General features: G+C 45.0%; 11 protein-coding genes. 1 reads left to right on the top strand and 10 read right to left on the bottom strand.

Annotated elements, in window-relative coordinates; translation table 11 throughout:
• Nucleotides 1-20: 20 nt before the first annotated feature.
• The 8 genes from LOR49_RS01055 to LOR49_RS01020 form a co-directional block, all read right to left on the bottom strand.
• Complete coding sequence (locus LOR49_RS01055; protein ID WP_240374160.1) at nucleotides 21-302, bottom strand: BMC domain-containing protein; 282 nt, start codon at nucleotides 300-302, stop codon at nucleotides 21-23.
• A 209-nt stretch (nucleotides 303-511) separates the two neighbouring features.
• A complete protein-coding gene (locus LOR49_RS01050) occupies nucleotides 512-1,528 on the bottom strand; it encodes a PocR ligand-binding domain-containing protein (protein WP_240374158.1) in 1,017 nt (338 codons plus the stop codon).
• A 473-nt stretch (nucleotides 1,529-2,001) separates the two neighbouring features.
• Nucleotides 2,002-2,661 (bottom strand): haloacid dehalogenase type II, encoded by a 660-nt coding sequence (locus LOR49_RS01045; RefSeq protein ID WP_420830379.1) that lies wholly within the window; start codon nucleotides 2,659-2,661, stop codon nucleotides 2,002-2,004.
• Between the two features lie 485 nt (nucleotides 2,662-3,146).
• Entirely contained in the window at nucleotides 3,147-4,745 is a 1,599-nt protein-coding gene (locus LOR49_RS01040) for an aldehyde dehydrogenase family protein (RefSeq protein ID WP_240374154.1), read from the bottom strand.
• Nucleotides 4,727-6,184, bottom strand: a complete 1,458-nt coding sequence (locus LOR49_RS01035; protein WP_240374146.1) for an aldehyde dehydrogenase family protein — start codon at nucleotides 6,182-6,184, stop codon at nucleotides 4,727-4,729. The genes LOR49_RS01040 and LOR49_RS01035 overlap by 19 nt, the downstream gene beginning before the upstream one ends.
• An 18-nt stretch (nucleotides 6,185-6,202) precedes the next feature.
• Entirely contained in the window at nucleotides 6,203-7,381 is a 1,179-nt protein-coding gene (locus tag LOR49_RS01030; RefSeq protein ID WP_240374144.1) for a saccharopine dehydrogenase family protein, read from the bottom strand.
• Between the two features lie 180 nt (nucleotides 7,382-7,561).
• On the bottom strand, nucleotides 7,562-9,322 hold the full coding sequence (locus LOR49_RS01025) for a sigma-54 interaction domain-containing protein (protein ID WP_240374139.1): 1,761 nt from the start codon (nucleotides 9,320-9,322) through the stop codon (nucleotides 7,562-7,564).
• A gap of 130 nt (nucleotides 9,323-9,452) precedes the next feature.
• The gene (locus LOR49_RS01020) at nucleotides 9,453-10,712 is read right to left on the bottom strand and encodes an MFS transporter (RefSeq protein ID WP_240374138.1); all 1,260 of its coding nucleotides are present in this window, start codon (nucleotides 10,710-10,712) and stop codon (nucleotides 9,453-9,455) included.
• A 996-nt stretch (nucleotides 10,713-11,708) separates the two neighbouring features.
• On the opposite strand from LOR49_RS01020, the gene LOR49_RS01015 reads away from it, so the two are divergent.
• Nucleotides 11,709-12,917 (top strand): NERD domain-containing protein, encoded by a 1,209-nt coding sequence (locus LOR49_RS01015; protein ID WP_240374137.1) that lies wholly within the window; start codon nucleotides 11,709-11,711, stop codon nucleotides 12,915-12,917.
• A 33-nt stretch (nucleotides 12,918-12,950) separates the two neighbouring features.
• On the opposite strand, the gene LOR49_RS17430 is transcribed toward LOR49_RS01015, so the two are convergent.
• Both LOR49_RS17430 and LOR49_RS01010 read right to left on the bottom strand, forming a co-directional pair.
• Nucleotides 12,951-13,076: a hypothetical protein gene (locus LOR49_RS17430; RefSeq protein WP_275899442.1), complete on the bottom strand. Its 126-nt coding sequence runs from the start codon at nucleotides 13,074-13,076 to the stop codon at nucleotides 12,951-12,953.
• A 241-nt stretch (nucleotides 13,077-13,317) separates the two neighbouring features.
• Nucleotides 13,318-14,307: an Rpn family recombination-promoting nuclease/putative transposase gene (locus LOR49_RS01010; RefSeq protein WP_240374136.1), complete on the bottom strand. Its 990-nt coding sequence runs from the start codon at nucleotides 14,305-14,307 to the stop codon at nucleotides 13,318-13,320.
• Nucleotides 14,308-14,476: the final 169 nt, after the last annotated feature.

Below are 14,476 nucleotides of genomic sequence, written 5' to 3'. Positions count from 1 at the left end.
GTTCCCCCCTATTCGGCTAATCATTCAGAATGGGCAGGAAGAATAGCTGCCAATTCATTGTGCGGTCTTGGGATAACATGGACAGAAATAATTTGTCCTACTTTTTCTGCAGCTGCTGACCCTGCGTCCACTGCGGCTTTCACGGCCCCTACATCGCCACGGACCATTACCGTAATGAGACCCGATCCTGCCTTTTGATAACCGAGCAGCGTGACATTCGCTGCCTTCACCATCGCGTCAGCTCCTTCAATCGCACCAACCAATCCTTTTGTTTCTATCATTCCAAGCGCTTCTTGGTTCATCGGAATCGCCCCTTTGTTTTTCCTGTATTTTCTGATTTCATTAAAGATAACCTAATTTTCGAAAAAATACCCCCTACATTATTGGCGGGAACGGATAAACAGTTGTCCATCTTATCTGATCAACAGATACATTTTTGTCCTGCAGGGATACTTTTTTGCTCTTTACATGCAAAAAAGCTTGAGAGCGTTGTCTCAAGCTTTTTTTCCATTTATATATACCATTTTCCATTTAAAACGCGCGTGTGCTTCTGAAATAAGCTGGAATCATCCCGGTTTTGTTCTTTTTCTTTTCGGTATTCTGACGGTGTTTGGCCGACTATTTTTTTGAACACCTTACTAAAATAATTTGGTTCTTTGTAATGGAGCTCCAGGGCTATCTGGAGAACAGGCATATCTGTCCATTCCAACAGTTCTTTTGCTTTCTTCATTTTCCGTTCGGTCACGTACTGAACGAAGTTAGTTTTTAATTCTTTTTTAAATAGTTTACTTAAATAATACGTGCTCAAATGAACGTGCGCGGCAACTTCTTCCAACGTGACTCCTTTTTGATAATGATCCTCAATATACCGAAGTGCCAACTGAATTTCTTGTTTTTCTCGTCGCACTCGAACGTCATCCAAAGGGGCATCCAGATGGTAAGGCTCCCCTTCTTCTTCGGTGGGCAAGCTCCCTCGGGGGTTGTCCTTATCACCTACAGGCACGCTCGCCTCATACTCCGTAACGGCTTTATCTATTAATTCATTCAACACGTAAAACATCGTCTCAGCCGCTGCCGTGATTTTTTCGTAGGAAGTGACTGGGATCTTCGAATACTCATTCACCAGCTCCTCCTTCTCCTTCCAAAAGCGAGAGGCTGTTGTAATATAATCCAGCTTGTCCTGCTCCGCTTCCGCCACTTTTCCCTGTCCGACAAGCAGCGACCCCATCAGTTGTCCTTGTACGACAACCGGGATCGCAAAATCTACCAGCCCCGCATGACAGCGGTACACGTAATACGTTTCCTTTCTCGCCGCTTCCAAACCGCCGAAAGCATCACATTTATAACATGTATCATGAAACTGGGGTTCCTTGCGAATGAGGCGGCAAAAACCTGTAAAATTACTGTATTCGGTAATGGGGCGTCCTCGGAAATCAACGAGGACTGCAGCTAGACCTGTTGCGTTCGCAAAAGAATTCTGCAATTCCTGTAACTGAATCACATCCACTATATCCTGCAACTTCAACATACTATCAGCCCTCTTGCACGTGATAAAATTATTTGAATTTTAAATCTATATTACCGCTATTATATACGATCTTGCTTCAAAACGAAAGACATGATTCGAAGGCGCAGGAATGTAAGTCTGGATGACACGCACCCAACTCTGGATATCTCCCGGCTAAAGATGGATACTTGTTGCTGGAAGGTGGATATCCCTCGCTCAAATGTGGATAGACACCATCTACGTATGGATTCACCTGTTGGATGTCTGGATTTCACGCACTCGACTCTGGATATCTCTCAACTAAGTCTGGATACTTGCTGCCAGAGTGTGGATGTCCCACGCCAAGTGTGGATATACGCCATCCAAGTACGGATTCACCGGGGGATGTCTGGATTTCAAACGTCTAACTATGGATAACGGGACGCGAAGTGTGGATGAACACAAAAAAAAGAAATCCCCTCATTCTCGTACGAACAAAGAGGATTTCTCTTTCATTAAATCTGATCGATCAATTCATCTAATTGAGTGATCACACGGTCCGGCTCGGCACCCAGCTCATCAAATTGCTTGTTAAAACGGTTAATCCAGCATACTTGAAAGCCGAATGTTTTTGCGCCAGCGGCATCCCACGAATTGGATGACACAAATAGCGTTTCCTCTCTTGGCACACCTAACGTTGCCGGGCTTAGTTGATACACGCCCATGAACGGCTTGAACGTTTTTAGCTCATCGACGCTGATCAGGTTGGAAAACACGTGGGACAGACGCGCATTTTCTACCAATGTATGCAGCATCTGCGGTGATCCGTTTGAAAGGATAGCGAGATTTTTATCTTTCAATCTCTCTAACGCTTCCGGCACTTCCGGGTAAGGTTTCAATTGTAAATATTCGTGAAGAAGCGCCGTGCGGGTATCTTCATCTGCTTCCAGCTTCAGTTCTTTCAACGTGAACTGCAGGGCATCTTCTGTAATTTCCCAGAAATCTTTGTAGCGCCCCATTAACGAACGGAGCCATGAATATTCTAATTGTTTTTGTCGCCAAATTTCACTAAACTGCCGGCCCTGTCCTGGAAAAAACTCCTCACATTTATCCACTACCGTATGTACGTCAAATAACGTGCCATATGCATCAAACGCAATCGCTTTAATCGTCAAAATCATCCACCCTTTCTTTTTATTTTATTTTATCACAATAATAGATTTTTCGGGAAGTGCTCAAGTTTGGATATCTCGGGCTTACGTCTGGATAACAGCTCGTGAAGTATGGATTTCGCATACTTGACGATGGATAACGATGCCTGGAGTCTGGATTATAAGTGGGGAAATCTGGATAACTCTCTTTCCTGCGAGGATGTTCGCATCATATGTGGATAGCTTTTTCCTATGTATGGATAACTTCACCTTCTGTATGGATTCCATCCGTCCTTGTTTGGATATCCTGCCCTCCATTCTGGATAACTCCGCGTAAACGATGGATAATTCCGATTCATCTCTGGATATACCGCGCTTGACTCCGGATTATTCCTTGCAGTCGTGCCTGGATCTAGATTCTACGCTCTGCACGCCGCACTCACTAAAAAAACCTATCGAGCTGCCTCTAGTGGAAGCTGCTGGATAGGTAAGGTTTTTCGTCATTCTAGCTAACTGTTAAACCAATTGGTTGGTTGTACATCTAAATTATTGATAATTTGCTTGATTTCTGTATAGGCTTCATAGCCGTAGACACCCAGTTCTCTGCCGGTGCCGCTTTGTTTGTATCCTCCCCACGGTCCTTCAATTAAATTTTCTTCGTAGGTGTTAAGCCAGACAGTGCCCGCCTTGATCTTGCGGGCCATCCGTTCGGCCTTCGCACTATCAGAGGTAAAGACGGCTCCTGCCAGTCCGTATGGTGTGGCGTTCGCCAGTTGAACGGCTTCTCTTTCGTTTTCAAACGGAATCACACATAATACAGGGCCGAAGATTTCTTCTTGGGCGATTCGCATGTCGTTTAAAACATCAACAAAGACAGTTGGCTCGATGAAGTAACCGTCTTCTGATCCTTCTACTAACAAGGGGTTCCCTCCAAAAGCAATCCTTGCACCTTCGGACCGACCGATATTGATATAGTCCAGTACCTTTTCATACTGCTTCTCTCCCGTAACGGGCCCCATTTGTGTCGTCTCTATACTGCCGTCCCCTACGCGGATCTGTTTTACACGAGAGATAATGTCTTCCACTGCTCTGTCATACACCGATTTTTCAACGAGTAAGCGGGAGCCGGCGGAGCATACTTGGCCGGTGTTATTAAATATGCCAAACACAGCATAGTCCATCGCTGTTTCAAAATCCGCGTCAGCAAAAATAATATTCGGCGACTTTCCACCCAACTCGAGGGATACCTTTTTTAAATTACTGAGAGAATTCATCATTATTTTTTTCCCAGTTTCTGTCCCGCCGGTAAACGCTACTTTATCTACCTGTTTGCTTTCTGTCAGCGGCTGCGCGGCGTCCATCCCGGTACCGATTACTAAATTCATGACACCAGCAGGAATGTCTATCTCCTGGATTAACTCAAAAAAGCGTAATGCGGATAGCGGCGTCACTTCTGATGGCTTTAAAATGCAAGTGTTACCTGCAGCCAAAGCAGGGGCCAGCTTCCAGGCAGCCATAAGGAGCGGATAATTCCAAGGGATAATTAACGCACAAACGCCGATCGGTTCACGGACTACTTTGGCTGACAGAGGATAGTCCGCTTCAAACGTCTCTCCGTAGGGTTTGCCGCACAAGCCGGCATAATAACGGAAGGTGCGGATGACACCGTCCATATCCCCGCGGCTTTCCCTAAGGGTCTTGCCGTTGTCCAGTGTTTCCAGTTGTGCCAACTCTTCTTTGTTGTGCTGGACGATCCGGGCAATATCGAATAAGATTTGGGCTCGTTCACTTGGGTGGTACTCTTTCCACGGCCCTTCATCAAACGCTTTACGTGCCGCTGCAATCGCGCGTTCTGCATCTTCCTGATTACCCGCAGCTACCTTTGCAATTACTTTCCGGTTAGCAGGATTAATGACCTCTATTTTTTTATCGGATGCGGCTTCCACCCACTCTCCGTTAATAAATAATTTGTCCACTTGCTTGATTAAGTCAGCTGTTATCAATGAAAACTCACCGTCCCTTCTATTTTTGGCAAAGAAAAAGACGGGGCTGTCTCTAACCCCGTCTCCCCCTTTTTCACACACTTCTGCTATTCGCTGAAATCCCATGTTACAGTACGCAGATCGGTCATATCGAGCATCGTATAACGGCCGCCAATGCGTCCCCAACCCGTACGAGTTCCGGCAGCTGCCCCAAATGGTACGTGAGCTTCCCAGTAGTCGGACGTGTCGTTAATAACGACGTTCCCTGTCTGCAACTGGTTCATATACTTATAAGCACGTGCTGAGCTTTTTGTGAAGACAGCGGACTGTAATCCTAAATAAGTGTCATTTGCCACTTGGATCGCTTCCTCATCGTCTTGAACCGTGATGATCGGAACAATAGGCCCGAATGTTTCGTGTTTGTTAATCAAAGTGTCCAGCCCGACTTGATCGATAACAGTTGGCTGATAATACAAGTTTGTCGGCATTCCTGCTTGTCGTTCTCCACCAACGAGAACACGCGCGCCTTTTTCTACTGCATCTTTCACATGGGCGTCCATCTTCTGGGCATTCGGTTCATTATTCATCGCTCCGACTGTCGTATCGTCATCAAATGGGTCGCCAAGCTTCCATTTTTTCGCTTCCTCGACGACTTTTTCAACAAAAGCATCGTGGACACTTTCCACAACCACCACTCTGGCTGTAGCGCAACATACTTGTCCTGCGCAGAAGAAAGCTCCAAATACTGCTGCTTCTGCTGCCCTGTCTAAGTCAGCATCGGCACAAACAATAGTCGGTCCGTTGCCGCTTGCCTCAATGATAGAAGGTTTAAATCCAGCAGAGCGAATAATGGTCTCCGCTGTGTTATGAGAACCGATAAACCCGATTGCATCTACCCCGTCATGCTCGACCAGATATTGTCCGGCCGGTCCGCTTCCGTACACAACATTTAAGACACCTGGTGGCAGGTTCGTCTCTTCTTCCAAGATTTCCATGAGGAGAGAAATGGTCCCTGGCGTCCATTCAGAAGGTTTAAAGATCATCGTGTTTCCTGCTGCAATCCCGGGAGCCGCAAATTCAGCAAGCATTAACGGTGGAAAATTCCATGGAATAATGCAAGCGTAAACGCCTTTTGCTTTTCGGAAAGTGAAAATGCGTTTGTTTACGTCCTCGGATGGAATAATAGACGTTTCCATTCTCTTCACGTCTTCCGCTGCAATTCTAAAGTTCTCCGCTGTCTCTTCCATATCAGGGATCGATTCTTCCTTGTAGGGCTTTCCCTGCTCCATTGTTTGCATATGGGCAAGCTTTTCGATATTTCTATCAATCGCGTCGGCTATTTCGTGACATATTTTGGCGCGTTCCCACGGAGATTTGGCTTCCCAGGCAGGCTGGGCCCGGCGTGCAGCTTCTACTGCTTTATCCATATCTTCTTGGCTGGATTCAGGGGCCTGAAAAAGCTCTTCCCCAGTAGCTGGAGATACGATCGTACGTGTTTCTGTACTAGTTGATTCAACCGCTTTACCATCAATAAAGTTTTTTAACGTTGCCAATTTTACTGTCATCTATTCCACTCTCCCTTGTTAACTATTTATTTTTTCTTTCTTGCCTTCCCCTTGAAGCTCGGTTTGTTCATTTATCGTTGTGAAAATTCGTACATTTTTCTCAGCTAAATACTGAAGAAATTTTTCTGGGTCCAAACATACTTCCGGCGGTTTTACACCAACTGCATTCACTTCGCCTTTTATAATCATTTGCGCCGCAATAGAGGCGGGCATAGCAGTTGCGTACGCAGTTGGCCCAATCTCCCAACCTTCCTGAAAGCCACAAAGTATTTCAACGGTAACCGATGTCTTTTTATTGTCCTTTATCCCTTTTACTTCTACCTTCATGACGTCCTGGCCCCAAGAGATTTCTTCCTCTTTCAACGTTTCACGGAGCATGGAAACGGTGCGCCTGCGTGGAACATAGTGATCACCGTTCTCCTCTATTGTTTCTTCCCGTAACAGACCGAGCTCTTCCAACACCTTCACTTTCTCAATCGTCGCCGGATCCCAGCTGTCCTTATAAGTAATCACCTTCAGTTCTGGAAAACTTTTAGGCAGCGTAACTAGTTCGGAATGTATGATAGAGTACGTGCGTTGTGTCCCTATTTCGTCATGAAAAGACGTCAGTTCTTCTTCCGACAAAGGAGGAATTTCTACTAAATCATTATTTCGATATGTGACGGCATTTTTTGTTACTTCATCAATAATCGTGTCGATGGCAAATGGGAACGTCACCCCTGAAGTCGTAGACCCAAAGCGGATATGCACTTCTTCTGCCTGATCGAGCTGATCAACGCCATAACGGCTGAACACGTTTGACGCCCCTGGATCAGAACCGATCCCGATGATGGAGAGAACGTTGGCTTCTGCCATCTTCTCATCTAGCTTCAACTGCTCTTTTGTCATAGTGAACAGTCCACCAAGATCGACCACATGCACTCCTGCCGCAGCGCACGCTTCCATCACTTTTAAGTTAAAAGCGTAGTTAGTTGCATTGACGCATACCTTTGCGCGTTTAATCACTTGCTGTGCTTCTTCCACGTTATTAATATTAAGCTTTATCGTCTCCATGTCTTTCCCGGTCCACTTTTTTACATCTTCCAGCCGTCCTTCATCCATGTCGGAAGCAATAACGTCATAGCCTTTTTCTGCTAAGTCACGAACAATTGCTTTTCCCACAGTTCCTGCGGCTCCTAGTACTATCATATCTGCCATTGTTTTAGACTCCCTTCTCCCTCTTTGTAGATCTTGTTGTGAAGCAGCCTTTCCTCCTTTCGATTCATTTGCTTAGTAATATTGCAAAAATCGTGCCAATTTTAAAAATGGCTAATTTTTGCTTGTTTGATGCCAAAAAGGGAGAAAGAAGCCTACTGGACAGTTCGTTATGGCCTGTTTTTAGCTATGCACCTTGGCATCATGCATTGAACCTTGTTGCATGTCTGCATCAACCTGAAGAGGCAGTTGGTATTTCTGCAGTTTTCGAGAAATGGTGGACTGATTCACCCCTAAGGCTTTCGCGATGCTGCGTGTCGTCTTGTATTTTTTGGCCGCAGCCTTCAGCACCTTCCTTTCCGTTTCGTGCAAGTAATCCGTTAAGCTTTCCGGGATAAAAAGATCGTGCTCATGGGACCCGTGACGGCTAGATGACTCGGCTGCAGGTTGGATGTGTGTTTGACCGGTGACAACGAATCGTTCTACCGCATTAGAGAGCTCCCTTACATTGCCGGGCCAAGAATAATGCAGATATCGCTGCATTTCCTCTTCCGTCATCGTTGCCTGCTTCTTATATTTTGTATTGTAATGATTTAGAAAATGATAGATAAGCGTATAGATATCTTCTTTCCGCTCCCGTAGCGGCGGGATGTGGATGGGAATGACATTGATTCGGTAATAGAGATCTGCCCGGAACTTTCCCTCTTTCACTCGTTTTTCAAGATCTTGATTCGTAGCAGCAATGATGCGGACATCTATATTCCTCTCGGTTGTCCCCCCAACGCGCATGACCTTTTTTTCTTGGAGGACACGGAGCAATTTGACTTGCAACTGCAGAGGAAGCTCACCAACCTCATCCAAAAACACCGTTCCTTTATGAGCGGATTCAAATATACCGATTTTTCCGCCTTTTCTTGCGCCAGAAAAAGCCCCGTCCTCATAACCAAATAACTCTGATTCTAATAAGTGGCCTGGGATTGCCCCGCAGTTCACCGGAATAAAAGGCTGATCACGTCTCCCGCTTTGTAAGTAAACCTGCCGGGCAACAACTTCTTTTCCTACCCCTGTCTCACCTAATACAATGGCAGTCGTGTCGACCGAAGCAATGGAAGAAATCCGCTCAAATAAATCTTCCATCACCTTGCTGGAGAATACGAGTTCTTCTTCCACATAAATAGATTTGTTCATCTTAATCATTTCCTGTTGGTAGTGTTCGAGTAATTTCCTGTAATCGTTTATTTCTTCTGAAAGCTTTCCTAATTCTGAGACTGCATGTGTGACGGAAACTACTTGTGTTACGCTTCCGTCCTTGTCTTTTATCGGTATCGATTCAATATCAAACGCCTCGCCCGACGGAACATACTGCCATCCCCGCTCCCTTTTCCCCGACTTCAAGGCCCGGGCGCTTATCGAAGGATAAAATTCCCGGCGCTTTTCCAGGTCATAGACATTCTGGTTAATGTAAAGCTGATCATCACGATCCGTCGCATAGGTCACGTTTCCTTTGTCATCCGTAATAAAGATAGAATGATCCAGGCTGCTCCAGTTGGACGTCAATTCATCGAGCGGCATGTCGCCTTTCCGGATAATTTCTTCCAAGTGGGTATTGTTTTCGATGATCCCGGCCACATCTCCCTGCTTCGTCAGCACCACCGTCAGTTTTTCCTCCCCGTTCATTTCCCTTCTTTCTGTCAGATCGTCTTCGGTAATCACGAAGCACTCCTTCATAGGAAGATCGAACACCGATATATCGGCTAACTGTGCCACCCCGTATTCTTGAACCGTTTGAATCAACACTTTATTCTCTATACAGCCCGCTATCTCTCCCTTGTCCTTAATGACGTACCATTTTGCGTTCGTTCGCAGCCCTTCTAATAAAAGATTATCCATTTTAACAGGTGATGTTAAACAACTCACCTCCGTAATGAAGTACCCATTTAACAACGTTTACCCCCTCCTATCGGTAACAATTAAACTTCGACATTTTTCACCATTATCCTTTTCTCATCTCCATACAAAAACTGCCAAAAATACCATCCCCTGTATTTTTGGCAGTCCTCGCGATATTTACCTGCTACATGGCAACTTCGTCTTGATCGTTTCCTGTTCGTTTTTTCATATCTTTACCTAGAAAACCGATGAGAAAGTTTAACAGGAAGGTTGCGGCAATGGCTCCAATGAAACCTACCGTGTACGTCCCCGTAATATCTTTAATGTAGCCCATAATAAAAGGATACAAGAAACCACCTAGTAAAAATCCTGTCCCTAAAATAAAACCATTTGCTGTCGCGACATACTTGCTTCCTACCGATTCAGCGGCAAGCGCGAGTGCAACCGGCATTCCCGTGTACACACCAATTCCGACAAGCGGCATAATCCAAGCGACTAGGTCAAAACGGTTATTCACTAAGGCAATTGTTAAGGCAATTAACATGATCGTCATCCAAAGACCAGCAGAGACTATAAACGGTTTACGTTTCCCCATTTTATCCGACATGAGCCCAAAGACGATAGACGGCACAACGCCAATCAACACATAAAGAGAAGCTAAAAAGCCAGTGAGACCCTCAGACCACCCTGCTCCTTCCATAAGTATCGTAGGAATCCAATAAGCAATAACTGCATATAACCCCCACTCTCCAACAAAAAACGCCGTCGCTACGATCACATTTTTATTTCCAATGACATGGAGATAATCTTTCACCGTAAATTTTTCATCTGGATTCGTTAAGCGTTCCTGCTTTTCCTGCTCGAAATGAGGCGGTTCCTTTAAGAAAAAAACAGTCAGCACGAGTATGCCAAGAAGGAATATTCCGCCAATGGCTGATCCATGCTGCCAGCCAAGCCCCGTTAATAAGAAAGAGAATAAATATAACGCAAACACGGTGCCGATTCCGTCAGATGAAAACATGACCCCCATCGCTGAACCGATGCCGTCCTCTTTCTCAAACCATTTAGCAGCCATCGTATAAGGACCTACAAATAATAAACCGACCCCTAAACCAATGAGCCCCCGTGAAAAAACCATCATGGAATAGTCCGGAATATACGCAAAAAGCAATTGACCGACAGCGCTTACAAGCAGCCCCAAGATAATAATGTTTTTTGCTCCCCATCTGTCTACGAGAACTCCAACGAAAGGCAAAATTAAACCGCCAACTAAAGCCGTTACCGATGCCAACAACCCGGCAGACGCATAATTAATAGATGTGGCCTCCATGATCTGCGGCAGTTTCGTCGAGTATCCTATATAAGGAATAAAACATGCTACTAGTGCAATATAAGACAAAGCCAGCATAAACCACTTCGTTTTCGGTGAATTTATTCCACCCATTCCAATCACTCCTTCTTTTCTTTTTGAAAAATGAGAAATATTAGCGCGAGAAAATAGTGAGAGCCGATACTTCTAACCTCCTATCTGAGAGATGTCGTCTGGGAACAAAGCTCTTGCGACTGCCTATCTATTATGCAAGTATCGTGCCATCTGTGGATCCCCTGATCTATAAGTGTTGCGAACTACAGAAATTTGAAAGTATGGCATTTTGCATCATCTATGTATGCCGCTTTGCATCGGACACTACCACGTCTGGCCACGTCTGGCTCTGCTTTGTTTGCACCATGTGTGGATTCTCAGCCGCTAAGTGTGGATTCCTTTCTCTCAAGTGTGGATTCCCGGTCCATATGTCTGGATTTCTTCCGCACTCGTTCGGATATTCTGCACATAACTCTGGATTCCGTTAACACAAGTATGGATAGCTTATGCTTAAGTATGGATTCTCTCCGTTTAGATGTGGATTCGTTGTGCTCCAGTGTGGATTCTTCTCCCGCACGTCTGGATTCCACGCACACAAGTATGGATTTCTGCACCAGTCTGGATTACTTACGCTTAAGTATGGATTCTCTGCGTTTAGATATGGATTCGTTGTGCTCTAGTATGGATGCTTCTCCCGCTTGTCTGGATTCCACGCGCACAAGTATGGATTTCTGCACCAGTCTGGATTGCTTATGCTTAAGTATGGATTCTCTCCGTTTAAGTGTGGATTCGTTGTGCTCTAGTATGGATTCTTCTCCTGCATGTCTGGATTCCACGCTCACAAGTATGGATAGCTGCACCAGTCTGGATTACTTACGCTTAAGTATGGATTCCCTCTGGTTAGGTGTGGATTCGTTGATCCCATATATGGATTCTTCCCGTGTATGTATGGATATTCCGAGCTTACGTCTGGATAACAGCTTGTGACATCTGGAATTCGCACACCTGACGATGGATAACGATGCTCGGAGTCTGGATAAGGCGCGAAGAAATCTGGATAACTCTCTTCCTGGGAGGATGTACGCATCATATGTGGATAGCTTTCGCTTATGTATGGATAACTTCACCTTCTGTATGGATTTCACTCGTCCTTGTCTGGATATTCTGCTTTCCATTCTGGATAACTCCGATTCATCTCTGGATTATGACCCACTTAGTTTGGATTTCTCGCATACTAGAGTGGATAACCCGCCGCTTTCCAACCTGAATGCACAGCTTTTTACTTTTAAAACGATTTGTCTTTCCCTAACTTGCATTCTCCTTTATAATGAGATTAATTTAAGAATGGAGGTTGCTTACTTGATTCTACTCCCTCATGCAAAGTCCCCCGAACTGCTGACACTTGAGTCGCTTCTGCCCCGGCTATCTCCCCGTTCCCCACAGTTTCAGGAACTCAGCGATTATTATGAGCGGACGCTTTCTGGTTACATCGGCGAGATCTCCCTTGATTATTATTTACGAATTGCTAGTATACACGAAGTGATCCTTCTCCACGGGCTGCGAATGACCCATGAAAACAACACCTTCCAGATCGACACCCTCGTGATGCTCCCTAGTTTCTTCCTTATTATTGAAGTGAAAAATTTCAGAGGTGAAGTCATCATGGATCCACATTCGCTTCAAATGATTCGCGACGATGAAGTGTTTCCGAACCCGCTTCTGCAAGCGGATGTGCAAAAGCTGCATCTCGGAAATGTACTTGCAGCAGCTGGCTTCCCACCAATTCCGATTTATACTCTCGCTGTTTTCACCCACAAAAAAGTGCTCTTGCGAAAGGCAGCAGCCGAAACAGATATCCTCGTGAGCCAAGTCCTTCCTCAGCGAATCGCCCAACTCCAATCCGATTATCGAAAAAAGCGTTACTCCCGAACGGACTTATTGCAAGTCGGCCGTATGTTGAAAAAGCGGCACACCCCAAAGCAATTCCGTGGTCCTGTGGAAAGGCAGCATATTCAAAACGGTGTCCGCTGCCCCTCTTGTAAGGAAAGTTTCATGAATTGGCAACGACGGACGTGGCGTTGCACGCACTGCAAAGCCACCGATCGTAGCGCCCACTTGATTGCCCTCGCGGATTACGCCCGCATCTTCCAGCCTGAGATCACAAACCAAGACGCACGAACATTTCTGCGCCTCCCCACTTCCGCCTCCGCCTACCACTTATTAAAAAAATCAGGATACCAAAAAATCGGCCAGAACCGCGGCCGCAAGTATATCATCACCCTATAGCAGGGAAGCGTTCAAATGTGGATATTTCGCACGTCAGTCTGAATTGTTTGCTCCTTTGTGTGGATTCTCAACCGCTAAGTATGGATTCTTTTCCCCAAGTGTGGATTCCCGGTCCGTATGTCTGGATTCCTCCCGTTCTCGCTCGGATTCTTTGCTCATAAGTATGGATCCCTTGGACACTAGTATGGATAATTGCTCTAGTCTGGATTCCCATGCTCAAGGATGGATTCTCTGGGCGCGAGTATGGATTGTCCCCCCTCATGTGTGGATACTTTACGCTCTACGTTCGTTTATATGCACACAAAAAATCCATCCCCGCTAGTACACGACATAGCGGGATGGATTCTTTATTTGGTTATATACTTCTTCTGTATTTGGTTAATGCAAAAGGGAAAGACGATCAATCTTCCTTCCTCTCTTGCTCTATTTCCATAATTCTTTTTTCATCAAGTTCCGTGATCTCCGCAATGTCCTTGACTTCCATTCCCTTTGCCAGAAGACGACGTGCCGTTTTTTCCTTTGTTCTTTCCTCACCTCTTTTCTCGCCTCTTTTCTCGCCTTGAGCTTCTGCTTCTTTGGCGCGAGTTTCTGCTTCCTGTATACGAAGTTCTGCTTCTCGGACGGCTGCTTCTTCATCAAGCACTCGCTTCAACCGCGCTTCATATGCAAGCATTTCTTCTTGTGTGCAACTAAGGATTTCCCAGTTATGGAAAACGTTCCGCAGCTTTTCATCTTTCATGGAAATTTCCTCCAATTCCTTAAAGATGTCTTCATATACTTTACCATTACGGTGATCAACTATTCCTAATAACAATAACCATCTTGCCAGTACGTCATTCCATGGGTTCAGTTTCTCGGCTTTCCAATCTTGAATTAGCTTAGGCATTTCGATGAAGTGAAATTCCATAATGTCAGTGAGCTTGAATCTTTCTTCATCTTCATATAAATGAAAGATGGTGTGAAACTGTTCCGTCTGCTGAAACATATCGAAGTTCAACAAGTTGATGGCAATCACAGGGCGCAATTCCCGATACCCCATTTTCCGCTTCATCTGTGAGCGGTATACCCCAGACCAATAATAAATGGAACGTTTCGTCATATTATATTGGTCCGTAAATTGAATTTCGACATTAATCCATTCATCCGCATTGGTGACGACTAAAAGATCCAACCTAGACTGTTTATCTGTTTCGTATTCACCGCCGGCTTCCGTATTCGAAAAAGTAATATCCTTAATGCTGTCTTTTCCCGTTCTTTGTAGAACCGCGTTAAGAAATACAACGGTAATTTCCTTATTCTTTTCGCTTCCAAACAGTTGCTTGAAAGCATAATCCACTTTCAAGTCCATCAGCCGCTCAAGAGGTATTCGTTTCAACACTTTCGATTTCATGACAATGAGCACCTCATTATCTGTTAATTTATTATAGCATTTACTTAGAAGAAGGCGAAAAATAACTACAACCCACCGGGAACGTTTGTTCTTAAATATAGAATACCAAATAAGTAGTGATCAATCAAGTATATTATTAAAATTTTCTGATAAAAATGATGTTTTTTCT

Source organism: Bacillus piscicola, from assembly GCF_022458745.1.
Classification (GTDB): Bacteria; Bacillota; Bacilli; order Bacillales; family Marinococcaceae; genus Alteribacillus_A; species Alteribacillus_A piscicola.
Note: the sequence above shows the minus strand (reverse complement) of the source record. Positions and strands in the feature narration are given on the sequence as shown.